We start from the raw sequence: 15,884 nt of genomic DNA on the forward strand, positions 1-15,884 counted from the left end.
GTCAGGGCGGCTCCACGGCCGCCAGAGAGAGGAGCTGCACTTCACGGTAAGGCGGTGGCGTTCCTTCGCCACGCCTCGATGGATACCGGGACAGCATCGATTCGGCCGTGCTTTCGACTCGGAACCGCACACGCCAGGCAAAGCCAGCAGGTGGCGCACGCGTCAGACCCGGCGCCGTCGCGCCAGAGGCACCGTCGACCTCACGCGGGTCATGGCCGCCGGGCGGGTCAGCCGACCGGGACGCCCGCTTCCAGATAGAGCGCGGCGCCGCGTTCACGGGCCCGCAGCGCCCAGCGGAGCCGTTCGTAGCGCACGGGCGGAAGGAGATTCGCCGCCTCCGCCTCGGTGACGAACCGCCAGCCGCGCAGCTCGGGTCCGGGCAGCAGCAGGCGGCCCGCTTCGGCGCTGTCGAGCCGACCGCCGTCGAAGAGGAGCCGCAGTCCGCCGTAGCCGGGCGGCATGGGCGGCTCCCAGTCGGCCACGAGCAGCCGGGGAACCTCGGCGAGGACGATGCCGGTCTCCTCGGTGACCTCCCGCATACCGGCGCGGGCGGGAGCCTCGCCGGGTTCGACGACGCCGCCGGGGAACTCCCAACCGGCCTTGTAGGTGGGGTCGACGAGCAGCACACGGTCCTGCTCGTCGAAGAGGAGCACACCGGCGGCGACGGTCTCGGCGGTCGGCTCCGGGGTCTGCACGATGTCGCAGACGGGCGCGTCGCCGGTCCGGACGGCCTCGGCGATCCGCAGGGCGGTCTCGTACGGGGTGAGGGCGCTGGTGTCGACGGGGTGCGCGTCCGCGGCGAGCCAGGTGCCGAGGGCGGTGCGATAGGGCTCGATGTGGTCGTAGGACCACTGGCGGGTGCCCATCTCCCCGTCGGGGAGGTCCGGCGGGACCTCCCGCCCGGCTATGCGCTCGCGCAGGATCGTTTCAGCCGGGGCGAGGAGCACATGTTGTACGGGGATACGGCGGGAGGCGAGGCCGCCGAAGATCTCGTCGCGGTACTCCTGGCGCAGCAGGGTCATCGGCACGACCAGGACACCGCCGAGATCCGCGAGCAGCGCGGCGGCGGTGTCGATCACGAGCCGTCGCCAGATCGGCAGATCCTGGAAGTCGCCGACCTCGGCGAGGCGTTTGGGCGGCAGCAGGTGCGGGAGCGCTCCGCCGATGACCTCGGGGTCGAAGAGCGCGCTGTTCGGGATCAGTTCGACCAGTTCGCGTGCGGTCGTGGACTTCCCCGCACCGAACGCACCGTTGATCCAGACGACGGTCACGGTTCCCCCTCTTCTGTTGGCCCCCTGGGGCTTGCCCACTCCACCCTGCCATGGAAACCCGCTGCTGATGAGTGCGCGTCCGCCGTCCCGCGCACGATGGCGCCGGTGCCCTTGAGGACACCGGCGCCGCGTCGTCGAAGCTGCCGCCCGTCAGCCGTTCTGCCCGAGGGCACCCTCGTCCCCGGCGAGGCCGTCCTGGTCGACGGTGTGGTCGACGGTGCTGAGGGCGTCCTTGACGTTCAGCCCACCGAAGGTCTCGTGGTCGGCGGCGTGCGAGGGGGTGACGGCGGCCACGACGAATCCGGCGGCGAGGGAGGCGATGGCGAGCATGCTGCGCTTCTTCATACCCGGCCCAACGGCGAAACCCCACCGGGGGTCACGCGCGCGGGTCTCGCTGTCAGTGGCGGGTTGTAGCGTCACCTCATGGCGATCACCGACGAGTTGATCACAGAGCTGCGTGGCAGGGCGACCGCGGGCGACCCCCGGGCCGCGCTGGAGTTGGGGAAGCTACTGTGCCTGACGGCATCGAACCCGGCGGATCCCGAGCCGCCGGGCCGAAGACCGTACCCGGCGCGCCCGTCGCTCAGCTCATCGACGCGTCAGCAGACGATGTAGATGGTCCGCCAGCCGAAGGGGGTGGACATCTCCGCGTCCCTGTTGCTGCGCAGGACCGTGTGGACGGGGTCGCGGCCGTCGGCGGCGTTGTGCATCCGGCCGTCCTGGCCGCGCGGGATCCACTTGTAGGAGCCGTGGAAGGGGATCGCGTGCTGGCCGCAGCCGTTGATGTCGGCCGACCGCCCCGAGTAGCTCGTCCCTTCGTAGGCGACGAAGGACGAGGTCATGCCGTACGCGCGGGACTCGGTCGCGGTGGCGGGGACCGCGGTGAGGCCGCCGAGCGCCGCGGCTGCCGCGAGCGCGGCGGCGACCCGGCGGATCGAGGTGGCCTGCTGTGAGGTACGAGAGATGATCATGTCCTGGTAACGGGGCTCGGCCCTCCCGGACACTTCCCGCCCCCGCGCCTCACCCCTTCGTGTGGCGCGCTGCGCCTCCTCAGAACTCCTACCCCTTCGTCGACCCCAGCGTGAGCCCCGCGATGAACTGCCGTTGCAGCAGCAGGAAGACGAGGATCGTCGGCAGGGCCACCAGGATCGAGCCCGCGGCCAGCAGGTTGTAGTCGGTGAAGAACTGGCCTCTGAGGTTGTTGAGCGACGACGTGATCGGCAGCTTGTCCGGGTCGGAGATGAAGATCAGGGCCCAGAGGAAGTCGTTGTAGATCCAGGCGAATTCGAGCGTGGCGAGCGCCGCCAGGGCCGGGCGGCACAGCGGCAGGGTGATGTGCCAGAAGCGGGTCCACACACCCGCGCCGTCGACGATCGCCGCCTCCATGATCTCCTGCGGGAGCGTGCGCATGAAACTGGCCAGGACGAAGACGCAGAAGCCCAGTTGGAACCCGATGTTGACGACGATGACGGCCCAGTAGGAGTCGTACATCATCAGTGAGTCGGACATCCACCACGGCAGCGGGATCCTGTTGAACAGCACATACAGCGGGGTCACGATGACCTGCTGGGGCAGCAGGTTGCCCGCCGTGAAGAACAGCAGCAGGACCAGCCCGCCGCGCAGCTTCAGCCGGGAGACCGCGAAGGCCACGAAGGACGCGAGGAACAGGGTGACGAGCACGGCGGGGACGGCGATCAGCAGGGTGTTCGTGAAGTACTTGCCCATGCCGGACTCGGTGTAGGCCCGGCGGTAGTAGTCGAAGGACAGATGGTGGGGCCAGGAGAAGTAGCCGTACCGCGCGGTGTCCTCGTAGGGCCGCAGGGAGGCGTAGACCGCCAGCAGGAGCGGGGCGAGGAACGCCAGGGACACGGCCATCAGGAAGATGTGCACACCCCAACGGCCCTTACGCGGACGGGACTTCGGGGCGGTGACGGGCCCCGCGGCCGGACGGGGCGGCGCGGCGGTACGGAGGTCGGCGCTCATCGCTCGCGCGCACCTCGCAGCTCTTGGACCAGGAACGTCACGATGAACCCCAGGGAGACAGTCAGCAGGACGACCGCGATGGCGGAGCCGAACCCGATGCGGCCGGCCTCGCCGATGATGTTGTCGGTGATCAGCACGGACAGCAGTTCCAGGCCGTTGCGGCCCTTGTTGACCGCGTAGACGATGTCGAAGGCCCGGAGCGCCTCGATGACCGTGATCACGCCGACGATGACGTTGACCGGACGCAGGGTGGGGAACACCACGCGGAAGAACGTCTGACGGGCGTTGGCCCCGTCGATCGCCGCCGCTTCCTTCAGCGCCGGGTCGACGGACTTGAGGCCCGCGAGATAGAGGATCATCACGTACCCGGTGTGCCGCCAGCTCGCCGCGATCATCATCATCCAGATGTTGAGGTCGGAGTCGCCGAGCCAGTCGATCGGGCTCTGCCGGGGACCGATGATCGTGTTGACCACGCCCTGGTCGGTGCCCAGGATCAGTTGGGCGATGAAGCCGACGATGGCGAGCGAGAGCACGACCGGCAGATAGATCGTGGACTGGTAGAAGCGGCTGAAGCGGACGCCCCGGTCGATGAGCACCGCGAGCAGCAGCCCGAAGGGCGTCGCGACCAGACCGAGGAAGAGCAGCCACAGCACGTTGTGGCGGGCGGCCGGCCAGAATGGCGGGTAGTTGGTGAAGAGGTTTCGGTAGTTGTCGGTTCCCACCCAGTGGATGTCACCGACGCCGTCCCAGGAGGTGAAGGAGAGCCCGATGGAGGCCAGGGTCGGGCCCCATACGATGGCGAGGTCCAGCAGGACGGGAATGCCGAGGAGCACGCCGAGGACGACGAGGTCGCGGCGGGTGTACCGGCGCAGCCGTCGGCGGGCGCGCCGTGGAGAGGTGAGCGCCACGGAACGTATCCCCTTGTGTATCAGTCGGCGGCCTGCGAGAAGAGGGTCTTCTTCTGTCGTTCGATCTTGTTGCACAGCCCGTCGACGTCCTTCGGGTTCCCGATGAACTCCTGGATCGCCTGGATCATCACGGTGGAGGCGAAGTCGGGCCGGGTGTCGCGGTCCAGGAACTGCGAGATCTGCTGGGCACCGGCGACGAGTTCAGCGGACTTCTTCTGAAGGGCGCTGTAACCGGAGGTGTCCGCACCGGAGTTCACGGCCACGTTGTTGGGGTCGTGCCGGAGGTAGACGTCCTCGGCCTTGGGCTTGCCGAGCCAGGTCAGCAGGTTCTTGGCGCCGGACATGTTCTTCGACTTGCGGGCGATCAGGAACCCGTCGATAGGTGCCTCGACGGCGCCCTGTCCGTGCTGCGGGTCGATCTCGGGAAAGGCGAAGAAGTCGATGTCGTCCCGTTCGTTCTCCGGGAACTGGCTGCCGGGGTGCGGCATTCCGAAGACGGCCATGCCGGTCTTGCGCTGCTGGAGGCTCTGCCCGGCCTCCTCCCAGGTGCGGCCGAGAGCGCCCTTCTGGTAGTACGGCATGAGTTCGCGCCAGGTGTCGAAGACGTTGCGCACCTTCGGGTCGGTCCACGCTTCCTTGCCCGCCATCAGGGACTTGTGGAAGTCGTATCCGTTCAGCCTCATGTCGATGTAGTCGAAGGTGCCCATGGCGGGCCAGCCGTCCTTGTCACTGAAGGCGACCGGTGTCCCGTCCTTGGACATCTGCTTGGCCAGGGCTATGAACTGGTCCCAGTTCTTGGGCTGTTGGTAGCCCTTGCTCACGAAGAGGCTCTTCCGGTGGAAGACGGCCCAGGGGTAGTAGTAGTACGGCACGAAGTACTGCTTGCCCGCGTGCGTGGACTGGGCCTTGAGGGCGTCGGAGAATCCGGTGAAGCCCTGCCACACGTCGCTGATGTCGGTGAGCAGTCCCTTCTCGGCGAAGTACTGCATGCGGTATCCGGCGAACCACATGAAGACGTCGTCGGGCGTTCCCTGGAGATAGCGGTTGATGTTCTCCTGGAAGTCGTTGTGGTCCTTGGTGTTGACCTTGACCTTCTTGCCCGACTCCTTCTCATAGGCGTCGAAGGCGGCCTGGAACGCCGTCTTGGGCACCGCGTCCGAGGCGTTGGACCCCACGGTGACTTCGTTCTTGTCGCCGCCCGGTCCGCTTCCGCAGGCGGCCAGCAGGGTCGGCAGGGTGACGGCACCGACGCCGACGGCCGTGCTCCGTAAGAGAGTTCGCCGGGACATCCGATGTCCGGTCGGGCTCCCGGACGACGTGGGTCCCTCCAACGATGACTGTGCCATGTCGCTCTCCTCGGAATGCCACTCAACACAACCGAACGCAAGGCTTGGATCTCACCCCCCTGTAGGGGCGTCGTCAAGGGTTCTGACGAGATACCGATCAACTGTTACCCACATCCCTTCCAACACAGTCCAACACGGCCTACCGTAAACGCGCACGCTGATGCGAGCTGGAAGACATCCCTTCTGTCGCGAGTACGGAGGAACGTCATGATGCGTCACCTTCTCACCCGCACCATCCGTCGAAGAGTGATCGGAGCGCTCACCGCAGGGCTGTTGGGCACGGCCGGACTCGCCACACCGGCCCTGGCCGGCCCGCGTACGACCCCGGCGGCGGCGCCCGCACAGGCCGACAGACTCGCTCTCACCCCGCCGATGGGCTTCAACAACTGGAACTCCACGCAGTGCCGTGCGGAGTTCGACGAGTCGATGGTCGAAGGAATCGCGGATCTGTTCGTGGCGAAGGGGCTCAAGGACGCCGGGTACCAGTACGTCAACCTCGACGACTGCTGGGCCCTGCCGACGCGGGACGCGGACGGCAAGCTCGTCCCCGACCCGGCCCGTTTCCCCCACGGGATCAAGGCAGTTGCGGACTACGTCCACGCCAAGGGGCTCAAGCTCGGTATCTACACCAGCGCGGGCACCAAGACCTGCAACCCCGCGGGGTTCCCCGGCGCGCTCGGCCATGAGTACAGCGACGCGCGGCAGTTCGCCGACTGGGGCGTGGACTACCTCAAGTACGACAACTGCAACAACCAAGGCGTGGACGCCAAGCAGCGCTACACGACGATGCGCGACGCCCTGAAGGCGACCGGTCGGCCCATCGTCTACAGCATCTGCGAGTGGGGCGCGAACAAGCCCTGGGAATGGGCCCCCGACCTCGGGCAGTCGTGGCGCACCACGGGTGACATCAGCGACAGTTGGGGCTCGATGCTGTCGATCCTCAAGCAGAACCTTCCGCTCGCGCCGTACGCGGGTCCCGGGCACTGGAACGACCCCGACATGCTGGAGGTCGGCAACGGCGGTATGACGGACACCGAGTACCGCACCCACTTCTCCCTGTGGTCGGTGATGGCCGCGCCGCTGCTCATCGGCTCCGATCTGCGTACGGCCTCCCCGGCGACCTTCGACATCCTCGGCAACAAGGAGGTCATCGCCGTCGACCAGGACCCGCTCGGCAAGCAGGGCGCGGTGGTCTCGTCCGAGGGCGGGCGCTGGGCGGTCGCCAAGGAGATGGCGGACGGCAGCCGTGCCGTGGCCCTGTTCAACGAGACGAACACCGCCCAGCGGATCAGTACGACGGCGACGGCGGTCGGCCTGCCGCGGGCGAGCGCGTACACCCTGCGCGACCTGTGGCGGCACACGACCGCCAACACCGCGGGCACGATCTCGGCGACGGTGCCCGCGCACAGCACGCTCCTCGTCCGCGTCACGGCCGACCGGAAGTGGGCCGAGCACCCGCCCGCCGTCGAACTGCGCCTGGACGGCAGCCCGTTCACCGAGGCGGGCCGGACGGCCGACTTCACCTCGGCGGTGACGGACCTCGGCCGCACCCCGGCCGAGCGGGTGTCCGTGTCCCTGGCCGGGCCCTCGGGATGGACAGTGCGGCCCACGTCCCCGACGACCGCGGGCGCGCTGCCGACGGGACACACGCTGCGGACGACCTGGCGGGTGACCGTGCCCGAGGGCACGGCGACGGGGTCGTACGACCTGACGCTGAGGACGGACTACCGCGCGCCGAACGGCGTACGGGCGAGCAGCGAGGTACCGGTCACGGCGACGGTGGTCGCGCCGCCGCCCGACGGGGTCTCGTACCTCGGCGACTTGCCGTGGATCTCGACGGTCAACGGCTACGGTCCCGTGGAGCGCGACACCAGCAACGGCGAGAGCGCCGCGGGTGACGGTCATCCGATCACCATCGGCGGGACCGTGTACGCCAAGGGGCTCGGGGTCCACGCCGAGAGCGACGTCGCGTTCTACACGGGCGGGCTGTGCCGCACGGTCTCGGCGCGGGTCGGCGTGGACGACGAGAAGGGCGGCGCGGGGACGGTCGCCTTCGCGATCCGGGCGGACGACACGACGGCCGCCGCCACCGGGGTGCTGACCGACGGGATGCCCGCACAGCAGCTCACCGCCGATGTGACCGGCGCTCAGGTGGTCCATCTCGTCGTCACCGACGGCGGCGACGGCATCGACTCCGACCACGCGGACTGGGCGGACGCGAAGCTGACGTGCGGAGCATGAGGCTTGAACGTATGAGGCCTGGACGTATGAGGCCGTCACACATGAGGCGTTGACGCACGAGGCGTTGACGCATGAGGCCTTGACCGGGGCACGGTCGCATGGGGTGGCCGGTGGCCGGGGTGTCCGAACAGCCCTGGCCCACCGGCCTGTTGTCAGACACCCCTCTTGTCAGACTCCGGCCGCCGTCGCGTTCGGCCGCGGGGGCGTGGCCGTGAGCGCCGCTGCCGCCGCGCCGACCAGGCCCGCGTCCGTGCCCATCAGCGCCGGGGCCACGGTCAGGCGCTGGACGAAGGACAGCGTGGCGTACTCGGCCAGGGCCGCGCGCAGCGGGGTGAACAGGACGTCACCGGCCTTGCCCACGCCCCCGCCGATGACCGCGATGTCGATCTCGACGAGGGTCGCCGTCGCCGCGATGCCCGCGGCCAGCGCCCGCGCGGCCCGCTCGAAGGAGGCCACGGCCACCGGATGTCCTTCGCGGGCGGCGGCGGCCACCGCCGCGGCGGAGGTGTCGCCGTCGGGGCCCGGTCGCCAGCCGCCCTCCAGGGCGCGGCGTGCGATGTTCGGCCCGCTCGCGATGCGCTCCACACAACCGCGCGAGCCGCACGGGCACGGGGCGCCGTCCAGGTCGACGCTGATGTGCCCGATGTGGCCCGCGTTGCCCGTCGGGCCCGGATGCAGCCGTCCGCCCAGCACCAGACCGCCGCCGACACCGGTCGACACCACCATGCACAGCGCGTTGTCGTGGCCGCGGGCGGCGCCCTGCCAGTGTTCGGCGGCCGTGATGGCCACGCCGTCGCCGATCAGCTCGACCGGCAGACCGTTCGTCGCGGCCCGGACCCGCTCCACCAGGGGGTACGCCCGCCAGCCCGGTATGTTGACCGGGCTCACCGAGCCCGTGGAGGCGTCCACCGGTCCGGCGCTGCCGATGCCGACGGCACGCACGCCGCGCCAGAGCGGGGAGGCGGCCAACTCCGTCAGGACGTCCGCGACGGCGTCCATCACGGTGTCGCCGGGCTCGCGCGCGGGCGTCGCGCGCTGGGCGCGCAGCAGGATCCGGCCGTGGCCGTCGACCAACGCTCCGGCGATCTTGGTGCCGCCGATGTCGAGGGCGGCCACTAGCGGCACTAGGTCGGTGTGCATCAGTGTCAGATCTCCCCAAGGGCGTGAGCCGCAGATTCGCGGAGGACAGTTTCCCCCGCTCTGACAACGTTGTCCAGGCTCTATGCTCGACGCCACACAGTCCCACACAGCCTCACGCCACACAGCCCCTCGCCACACAGCCGTACCGATCCCCCATAGCCGCACGCCACACAGTCAGACACCACAAGGCCCCACAGCCTCATAGGACCTCATGGAGCGTCACCTCTCCATGGACGACCGGACAGGACAGCGCATCGTGCCCGAGACAGCCCCGCGACCAGACCGTCTCTCCGGAACCGGCACCGGAACCCGCTACGGCAGCCGTCCGACCATGAAGGACGTGGCGGCACGGGCCGGTGTCGGACTGAAGACGGTCTCGCGCGTGGTCAACGGTGAGCCCGGGGTCACCCCGGACACCGAACGCCGGGTCCAGGAGGCCATCGAGGCCCTGGGCTTCCGCCGCAACGACAGCGCGCGCGTGCTGCGCAAGGGCCGTACCGCGAGCATCGGCCTGGTCCTGGAGGACCTCGCGGACCCGTTCTACGGGCCGCTGAGCCGCGCGGTCGAGGAGGTCGCCCGCGCCCACGGCGCCCTGCTCATCAACGGTTCCAGCGCGGAGGACCCGGAGCGCGAGCAGGAACTGGCGCTGGCACTGTGCGCGCGCCGTGTGGACGGTCTGGTCGTCATCCCGGCCGGTGACGACCACCGCTATCTGGAGCCCGAGATGAGGGCCGGGGTCGCCACGGTGTTCGTGGACCGCCCGGCCGGGAAGATCGACGCCGACGCGGTGCTGTCCGACAGCTTCGGCGGCGCCCGCGACGGGGTCGCGCATCTGCTCGCACACGGCCACCGACGGATCGGCTTCATCGGGGACATGCCGCGCATCCACACCGCGGCCGAACGGCTGCGCGGCTACCGGGCCGCCATGGCGGACGCGGGCATACCGGTCGAGGACTCCTGGATGTCCCTCGGGGTCACCGACCCCGAGCGGGTGCGGCGGGCCGCCGAGGAGATGCTCGCGGGTCCCGCGCCCGTGACGGCGATCTTCGCGGGCAACAACCGGGTGACGGTCACCGTCGTCCGGGTCCTCGCCGGGCGTGGCCGCTCCGTCGCCCTCGTCGGCTTCGACGACTTCGAGCTGGCGGATCTGCTCGATCCCGGTGTCACGGTGGTCGCCCAGGACGCCGCCGCGCTCGGCCGCACGGCCGCCGAGCGTCTCTTCGGCCAACTCGACGGCTCCTTGCTCACCCCGGAGCGCATCGAGCTGCCGACGCGGCTGATCACCCGTGGCTCGGGCGAACTGCCGCCGTCGTAAGGCGGTCCGCAGCGCCCCTACGCGGTGTCGCGAACGCCTCCAGCTCGGCCCGGCTCAGCCCGCTCGCCTCGGTGACCTCCGCGTCGTCGAGGGCGCCGCAGTCCAGGCCCCGCAGCAGATAGCCGCCGAGGGCCTGGGCGGTCGCCGGTTCGTCCATGACGTCGCCGCCGACTCGGCGTACGTAGCGGGCGAGGCGGGCCGCGGCCTGCTCGTACCCCTCGCGGTAGAAGGCGAAGACGGCCGCGTACCGGGTCGGGAGATGGCCGGGGTGCATGTCCCACCCCTGGTAATAGGCGCGGGCGAGCGCGCGGCGGGTGAGCCGGTGGTGCAGCCGCCAGGCGTCGTGGACCCGCTCCCTGGGGCCGGTCGGCAGGACGTTGGTGGAGCCGTCGCTGACGCGTACTCCGGTGCCCGCCGCGGCGACCTGCATGATCGCCTTGGCGTGGTCGGCGGCCGGATGGTCACTGGCCTGGTAGGCGGCGGACACGCCGAGGCAGGCGCTGTAGTCGAAGGTGCCGTAGTGGAGCCCGGTGGCGCGGTCCTCGGCGGCGCGGATCAGCCGGGCGACGGTCGCGGTGCCGTCGGCCGCGAGGACGGCCTGACTGGTCTCGATCTGGATCTCGAACCCGAGCCGCCCCGGCGCGAGTCCGTGCACCTGCTCGAACTCCCCCAACAGCCGTGCCATGGCGGCGACTTGCTCGGGATACGTCACCTTCGGCAGCGTGAGCACGAGCCCGTCCGGCAGACCGCCCGCCGTCATCAGGCCGGTCAGGAAGACGTCGAGCGTACGGATGCCCCGCCGCCGTACGGGCGCCTCCATGCACTTCATCCGGATGCCCACGTACGGGGCGGTGGTCCCGCCCTCGGCGCGGGTCTGCGCGATCAGCCGGGCGGCGCGGGCGGCATGCTCGTCCTCCTCGGCGTCCGGGCGCGATCCGTAGCTGTCCTCGAAGTCGACGCGCAGGTCTTCGATCGGTTCGCGCGCCAGTTTCGCGCGCACGCGCTCGTACACGGGCCCGGCGAGATCGTCCGCGAGGCCGAGGACGGCGGCGAACGAGGCGGCGTCCGGGGCGTGTTCGTCGAGGGCGGCGAGGGCCCGCTCGCCCCAGGCGCGGACGGTGTCGGCGGCGAAGGTGTCACCGGGGACGTAGACCGTGTGGACGGGCTGACGGGTGCCGGGGTCGCCGGGGTAGTGGCGTGCCAACGCGGCGTCGACCGGGGCCAGGAAGGCGCCGATCTCCTCGCTGACGGCACCCGCGAGACTCGTGGCCACCCTCGTTCGCCCCATCGCACGGCCTCCGTCTTCCGCCGACCGGAATCAAGAACGTGTCGAGCGACGCTATCCGCGGGCCCCGCGGCCGGTCAACGACCGTACGGTGAAGCCGTGTCCGAAAGGCGCCCGGCCCACAACAGAGCGCAGCCCCCGGGGCCGCCGAGGCGGTCACGGGGGCTGCCGCTCATGAAGTGGCTCAGCCCTTGCGGGACTTGATCTCCTCGGTGAGCTGCGGGACGACCTCGAACAGGTCACCCACGACGCCGTAGTCGACCAGCTCGAAGATGGGCGCCTCGGCGTCCTTGTTGATCGCGACGATCGTCTTCGAGGTCTGCATACCGGCGCGGTGCTGGATCGCGCCCGAGATACCGGAGGCGATGTAGAGCTGCGGCGACACGCTCTTGCCGGTCTGGCCGACCTGGTTGGTGTGCGGGTACCAGCCCGCGTCCACGGCGGCACGCGACGCGCCCACCGCGGCACCCAGGGAGTCGGCCAGCGCCTCGATGATCGAGAAGTTCTCCGCGCCGTTGACACCACGGCCACCGGAGACGACGATCGCGGCCTCGGTCAGGTCCGGACGGCCCGTCGACTCGCGCGGCGTACGGGCGGTGACCTTGGTGCCGGTGGCCTGGGCGGAGAAGGACACCGCCAGGGCCTCGACCGCACCGGCAGCCGGGGCGGCCTCGACCGCGGCGGAGTTCGGCTTGACCGTGATGACCGGAGTGCCCTTGGACACACGGGACTTGGTGCTGAACGAGGCGGCGAACACCGACTGGGTGGCCACCGGACCCTCGGCACCGGCCTCCAGGTCGACGGCGTCGGTGATGATGCCCGAGCCGATGCGCAGCGCCAGCCGGGCCGCGATCTCCTTGCCCTCGGCGGAGGACGAGACGAGGACGGCGGCCGGGGAGACGGCCTCGTGGGCGGCCTGGAGCGCGTCCACCTTCGGGACGACCAGGTAGTCGGCGTACTCGGCGGCGTCGTGCGTGAGGACGCGCGTGGCGCCGTGCTCGGCCAGCGTGGACGCGGTGTTCTCCGCGCCCGCGCCGAGGGCGACGGCGACGGGCTCGCCGATGCGGCGGGCCAGGGTCAGCAGCTCCAGGGTGGGCTTGCGGACGGCACCGTCCACGTGGTCGACGTAGACGAGAACTTCAGCCATGGGAATGGATCTCCTTGCGGATTGCGAAGTCTGAGGGGCGATAAGGGGGGTGAGCCTTAGATGAACTTCTGGCTCGCGAGGAACTCAGCGAGCTGCTTGCCGCCCTCGCCCTCGTCCTTGACGATCGTGCCCGCGGTGCGCGCCGGACGCTCGGTCGCGGACTCGACCTTCGTCCAGGCACCCTCCAGGCCGACCTCCTCGGCCTCGATGTCGAGGTCCGACAGGTCCCAGGCCTGAACCGGCTTCTTCTTGGCCGCCATGATGCCCTTGAAGGACGGGTAACGCGCCTCGCCCGACTGGTCGGTCACCGACACCACGGCCGGGAGCTGCGCCTGAAGCTGCTCGGAGGCCGTGTCGCCGTCGCGGCGGCCCGTGACGACGCCGTCCTCGACCGCGACCTCGGACAGCAGGGTGACCTGCGGGACGCCCAGGCGCTCGGCCAGCAGCGCCGGGACGACACCGGCGGCACCGTCGGTGGAGGCCATACCGGAGATCACCAGGTCGTAGCCGGCCTTCTCGATCGCCTTGGCCAGCACCAGCGAGGTGCCCATGGCGTCCGTGCCGTGCAGGTCGTCGTCCTCCACGTGGATCGCCTTGTCGGCACCCATGGACAGCGCCTTGCGCAGCGCGTCCTTGGCGTCCTCCGGGCCCACGGTCAACACGGTGACCTCGGCGTCGTCCGCCTCCTCGGCGATCTGAAGCGCCTGCTCGACCGCGTACTCGTCGAGTTCGGAGAGGAGACCGTCCACGTCGTCGCGGTCCACGGTCAGGTCATCGGCGAAGTGCCGGTCGCCAGTGGCGTCGGGCACGTACTTCACAGTGACAACGATCCTCAAGCTCACGCCGGCTCTCCTACTGCATCGTCAGTTCTGGGCTGCCTTCTTGCAGGCAGCATAGGCGCCTGAAGCGGCCGATCCCGATCGGGGCGACCCCGCGCTCCGAACGAGATATTACTCGTCAGTAGTACACCCAGCGAGCGCCCGCTAAGCAAGCGCTTTGCACTGTGACCTTGGCAACGCTGTGTAACCGGCCAGTAGGGTCAGTCGCGAAGACCGTTGAAGTGCCCCTGATGGTAGACAAGCGGGCGCCCCTCACCCGAAGGGTCACCGGCCACGACCTCGCCCACGACGATGCGATGGTCCCCGGCGGGCACCCGCGCCACCACACGGCAGACGAGCCAGGCGAGGACGCCGTCCAGTACGGGCACACCCTCCGGCCCCTCGCGCCAGCCCGTGGGCGGCCCGAAGCGGTCCGCGCCGCTCCTCGCGAACGTACGGGCCAGGGCTTCCTGGTGCTCGCCGAGTATGTGCACCCCGACATGGCGGGCCTCGGAGATGACGGGCCAACTGGAGCCGCCGGTCCCGATGCCGAACGAGACGAGCGCGGGCTCGGCGGAGACGGAGGCGACGGAGGTGGCGGTGAAGCCGACCGGGCTGCCGCCCAACTGGGCCGTGATCACGGCGACTCCCGCCGCGTGTCGGCGGAAGACGGAGCGCAACAGGTCCGGGGAGGCGAGCCGGGGGGTGCCGAGGTCGGGCGTGGCCGTCATGGAGTTGTCCTTCTGCGAGAGACGACGTGGGGGACCCCGCGGAGGGGGGAGGATCCGTGGCTGCTCATTCAGCCCGGACGGCGCGCCCACTCGCGGTGCGGGCCGGGACCACGTGGACACGCTCGGGGAGAAGGAATTCCGGGGGCATAGGGTCAAGCTGACGATAGCTGGGGCGCAGAGTCAAGTGCGCCCCGGGATCTGGGAGATGTCTCACCCGCCGCCGCAGGGCCGCCTCGTACGTCACCCACCTGGGCCGATGGGACGTCAGACGGCCGCGCCGAGCGCGGCGATCACGTCCGCCTTGCGCGGCTGTCCGGTCGCGCGGCGCACGATCCGCCCCTCGGCGTCGAGGACGAGGACGGTCGGTGTCTTCAGGATGCCGAGGGCGCGCACGAGTTCGAGCCGCTGCTCGGCGTCGATCTCGACATGGGCGACGCCGGGCACCATGGCCGCCACCTCGGCGAGGATCCGCCGCGTCGCGCGGCAGGGGGCGCAGAAGGCGCTCGAGAACTGCACGAGGGTGGCCCGTCCGCCGAGTCCCTGCCCCAACTCGCCCGCACCGAGCCGCCCGCCGTCGTCCGCTCCACCCACGTCCGCTCTCCCGCTCTCTCTCGCCGGTACCCGGCTCCGTACATGCTCGTCGGCACGAGCGCAACCCCGCGTCCTCCTCCAGCGTCCACGGGGCCGGGGACATTCCCGCACCTCGGAGCGGGGGCCGCGGTGGTCCATACGGCTGACGTGACGAGGATCTCGCTGTTCAGCGGCATCAGGACTGGCCCCGCACGCGTTCTTGGGGCACGATCGGCAACGTGCCGTAAACCTACGGCTGCGTAACTTTCGCCGGGAGCCCCTTCCCAGGCAGAGAGAAGGGTCCGTCCCGTCCATGGCTGAGCTCGTCTATCGTCCTGTTGTCGGCCTTGCCCTCACGATGTTCAAGGCATGGGACCTGAAGATCGACTGCCAGGGCTCGGAGAACATCCCGCGGTCCGGCGGCGCGGTGGTGGTGAGCAATCACATCAGCTATCTGGACTTCATCTTCAACGGCCTGGCGGCGCTGCCGCAGAAGCGTCTGGTGCGCTTCATGGCCAAGGAGTCCGTCTTCCGGCACCGGATCTCCGGCCCGCTGATGCGCGCCATGAAGCACATCCCGGTGGACCGCAAGCAGGGCGAGGCCGCGTACGCGCACGCGCTGGACTCACTGAAGTCCGGCGAGGTCATCGGCGTCTTCCCCGAGGCCACCATCTCGCAGTCGTTCACCCTCAAGGGCTTCAAGTCGGGTGCCGCGCGCCTGGCCCAGGAGGCGGGCGTCCCGCTGGTCCCGATGGCGGTGTGGGGCACGCAGCGGCTGTGGACGAAGGGGCACCCGCGCAACTTCAAGCGCAGCCACACCCCGATCACCATCCGGGTCGGCGAGGCGATGGAGGCCCCGCGCGACACGTACGCGGGCGCGCTCACCCGTCAACTGCGCGAGCGCGTCCAGGAGTTGCTGGAGACCGCGCAGCGCGCCTACCCCGGCCGCCCCAAGGGCCCGGAGGACAGTTGGTGGATGCCCGCCCACCTCGGCGGCACGGCCCCCACCCCGGAGCAGCTCCGCACGGCCGGCGCACACTGACGGAACGCCCCCGGACACGCCGATACGCGGCCGGTCAGCAGTCGACGGACTGCTGACCGGCCGCGTACGCGTTCGGCTCCTACCGCC

The 15,884-nt window shown here is 70.2% G+C and carries 16 protein-coding genes; 4 read left to right on the forward strand and 12 right to left on the reverse strand.

Annotated features, from left to right (window positions below; translation table 11 throughout):
• Positions 1-227: 227 nt before the first annotated feature.
• Both ACZ60T_RS03605 and ACZ60T_RS03610 read right to left on the reverse strand, forming a co-directional pair.
• A complete protein-coding gene (locus ACZ60T_RS03605; protein ID WP_469664085.1) occupies positions 228-1,271 on the reverse strand; it encodes an NUDIX hydrolase in 1,044 nt (347 codons plus the stop codon).
• A 150-nt stretch (positions 1,272-1,421) separates the two neighbouring features.
• Positions 1,422-1,616, reverse strand: coding sequence for a hypothetical protein (locus tag ACZ60T_RS03610; protein ID WP_469664087.1), 195 nt, complete (start codon positions 1,614-1,616; stop codon positions 1,422-1,424).
• A gap of 78 nt (positions 1,617-1,694) precedes the next feature.
• On the opposite strand from ACZ60T_RS03610, the gene ACZ60T_RS03615 reads away from it, so the two are divergent.
• A complete protein-coding gene (locus tag ACZ60T_RS03615; protein WP_365630750.1) occupies positions 1,695-1,886 on the forward strand; it encodes a hypothetical protein in 192 nt (63 codons plus the stop codon).
• Here the strand turns inward: ACZ60T_RS03615 and ACZ60T_RS03620 are convergent.
• From ACZ60T_RS03620 to ACZ60T_RS03635, 4 genes are all read right to left on the reverse strand, one after another.
• Entirely contained in the window at positions 1,871-2,242 is a 372-nt protein-coding gene (locus tag ACZ60T_RS03620) for a MiAMP1 family antimicrobial peptide (protein WP_365630752.1), read from the reverse strand. The two genes, ACZ60T_RS03615 and ACZ60T_RS03620, sit on opposite strands and share 16 nt — an antisense overlap.
• A gap of 88 nt (positions 2,243-2,330) precedes the next feature.
• Complete coding sequence (locus ACZ60T_RS03625; RefSeq protein ID WP_469664089.1) at positions 2,331-3,254, reverse strand: carbohydrate ABC transporter permease; 924 nt, start codon at positions 3,252-3,254, stop codon at positions 2,331-2,333.
• On the reverse strand, positions 3,251-4,162 hold the full coding sequence (locus ACZ60T_RS03630) for a carbohydrate ABC transporter permease (protein ID WP_469664092.1): 912 nt from the start codon (positions 4,160-4,162) through the stop codon (positions 3,251-3,253). The genes ACZ60T_RS03625 and ACZ60T_RS03630 overlap by 4 nt, the downstream gene beginning before the upstream one ends.
• Before the next feature lie 20 nt (positions 4,163-4,182).
• A complete protein-coding gene (locus ACZ60T_RS03635) occupies positions 4,183-5,451 on the reverse strand; it encodes an ABC transporter substrate-binding protein (protein WP_469664094.1) in 1,269 nt (422 codons plus the stop codon).
• A 267-nt stretch (positions 5,452-5,718) separates the two neighbouring features.
• Between ACZ60T_RS03635 and ACZ60T_RS03640 the strand changes: the two genes are divergently transcribed.
• Positions 5,719-7,749 carry an NPCBM/NEW2 domain-containing protein gene (locus ACZ60T_RS03640; protein ID WP_469664751.1) on the forward strand — a complete coding sequence of 677 codons (2,031 nt, stop codon included), beginning with the start codon at positions 5,719-5,721 and terminating at the stop codon, positions 7,747-7,749.
• A gap of 168 nt (positions 7,750-7,917) precedes the next feature.
• Here ACZ60T_RS03640 and ACZ60T_RS03645 read toward each other — a convergent pair whose 3' ends face one another.
• The gene (locus tag ACZ60T_RS03645) at positions 7,918-8,889 is read right to left on the reverse strand and encodes an ROK family protein (RefSeq protein WP_469664096.1); all 972 of its coding nucleotides are present in this window, start codon (positions 8,887-8,889) and stop codon (positions 7,918-7,920) included.
• Positions 8,890-9,118: 229 nt separating this feature from the next.
• Here ACZ60T_RS03645 and ACZ60T_RS03650 point away from each other — a divergent pair, with 229 nt between their 5' ends.
• Complete coding sequence (locus ACZ60T_RS03650) at positions 9,119-10,204, forward strand: LacI family DNA-binding transcriptional regulator (RefSeq protein WP_365631024.1); 1,086 nt, start codon at positions 9,119-9,121, stop codon at positions 10,202-10,204.
• Here ACZ60T_RS03650 and ACZ60T_RS03655 read toward each other — a convergent pair.
• The 5 genes from ACZ60T_RS03655 to ACZ60T_RS03675 form a co-directional block, all read right to left on the reverse strand.
• A complete protein-coding gene (locus tag ACZ60T_RS03655; protein ID WP_469664098.1) occupies positions 10,170-11,492 on the reverse strand; it encodes a DUF6986 family protein in 1,323 nt (440 codons plus the stop codon). The genes ACZ60T_RS03650 and ACZ60T_RS03655 overlap by 35 nt on opposite strands.
• A 181-nt stretch (positions 11,493-11,673) precedes the next feature.
• Complete coding sequence (locus ACZ60T_RS03660) at positions 11,674-12,636, reverse strand: electron transfer flavoprotein subunit alpha/FixB family protein (protein ID WP_365630764.1); 963 nt, start codon at positions 12,634-12,636, stop codon at positions 11,674-11,676.
• 56 nt (positions 12,637-12,692) lie between these two features.
• A complete protein-coding gene (locus tag ACZ60T_RS03665; protein WP_252422716.1) occupies positions 12,693-13,478 on the reverse strand; it encodes an electron transfer flavoprotein subunit beta/FixA family protein in 786 nt (261 codons plus the stop codon).
• 197 nt (positions 13,479-13,675) lie between these two features.
• A complete protein-coding gene (locus ACZ60T_RS03670) occupies positions 13,676-14,185 on the reverse strand; it encodes a flavin reductase family protein (RefSeq protein ID WP_365630768.1) in 510 nt (169 codons plus the stop codon).
• 264 nt (positions 14,186-14,449) lie between these two features.
• Positions 14,450-14,776: a TlpA family protein disulfide reductase gene (locus ACZ60T_RS03675; RefSeq protein ID WP_469664101.1), complete on the reverse strand. Its 327-nt coding sequence runs from the start codon at positions 14,774-14,776 to the stop codon at positions 14,450-14,452.
• Between the two features lie 292 nt (positions 14,777-15,068).
• Here ACZ60T_RS03675 and ACZ60T_RS03680 point away from each other — a divergent pair, with 292 nt between their 5' ends.
• The gene (locus tag ACZ60T_RS03680; RefSeq protein WP_365630772.1) at positions 15,069-15,797 is read left to right on the forward strand and encodes a lysophospholipid acyltransferase family protein; all 729 of its coding nucleotides are present in this window, start codon (positions 15,069-15,071) and stop codon (positions 15,795-15,797) included.
• Positions 15,798-15,884 lie beyond the last annotated feature (87 nt).

The sequence above is a fragment of the Streptomyces sp. NPDC104371 genome (genome assembly GCF_055583785.1).

Excerpts from the sequence above, each read along its gene's own strand:
- ACZ60T_RS03645 (WP_469664096.1), bottom strand. The coding sequence starts at position 8,889 with ATGCACACCGACCTAGTGCCGCTAGTGGCCGCCCTCGACATCGGCGGC.
- ACZ60T_RS03670 (WP_365630768.1), bottom strand. The coding sequence starts at position 14,185 with ATGACGGCCACGCCCGACCTCGGCACCCCCCGGCTCGCCTCCCCGGAC.
- ACZ60T_RS03620 (WP_365630752.1), bottom strand. The coding sequence starts at position 2,242 with ATGATCATCTCTCGTACCTCACAGCAGGCCACCTCGATCCGCCGGGTC.
- ACZ60T_RS03610 (WP_469664087.1), bottom strand. The coding sequence starts at position 1,616 with ATGAAGAAGCGCAGCATGCTCGCCATCGCCTCCCTCGCCGCCGGATTC.
- ACZ60T_RS03650 (WP_365631024.1), top strand. The coding sequence starts at position 9,119 with ATGGACGACCGGACAGGACAGCGCATCGTGCCCGAGACAGCCCCGCGA.
- ACZ60T_RS03640 (WP_469664751.1), top strand. The coding sequence starts at position 5,719 with ATGCGTCACCTTCTCACCCGCACCATCCGTCGAAGAGTGATCGGAGCG.
- ACZ60T_RS03635 (WP_469664094.1), bottom strand. The coding sequence starts at position 5,451 with ATGTCCCGGCGAACTCTCTTACGGAGCACGGCCGTCGGCGTCGGTGCC.
- ACZ60T_RS03680 (WP_365630772.1), top strand. The coding sequence starts at position 15,069 with ATGGCTGAGCTCGTCTATCGTCCTGTTGTCGGCCTTGCCCTCACGATG.
- ACZ60T_RS03625 (WP_469664089.1), bottom strand. The coding sequence starts at position 3,254 with ATGAGCGCCGACCTCCGTACCGCCGCGCCGCCCCGTCCGGCCGCGGGG.
- ACZ60T_RS03655 (WP_469664098.1), bottom strand. The coding sequence starts at position 11,492 with ATGGGGCGAACGAGGGTGGCCACGAGTCTCGCGGGTGCCGTCAGCGAG.
- ACZ60T_RS03615 (WP_365630750.1), top strand. The coding sequence starts at position 1,695 with ATGGCGATCACCGACGAGTTGATCACAGAGCTGCGTGGCAGGGCGACC.
- ACZ60T_RS03660 (WP_365630764.1), bottom strand. The coding sequence starts at position 12,636 with ATGGCTGAAGTTCTCGTCTACGTCGACCACGTGGACGGTGCCGTCCGC.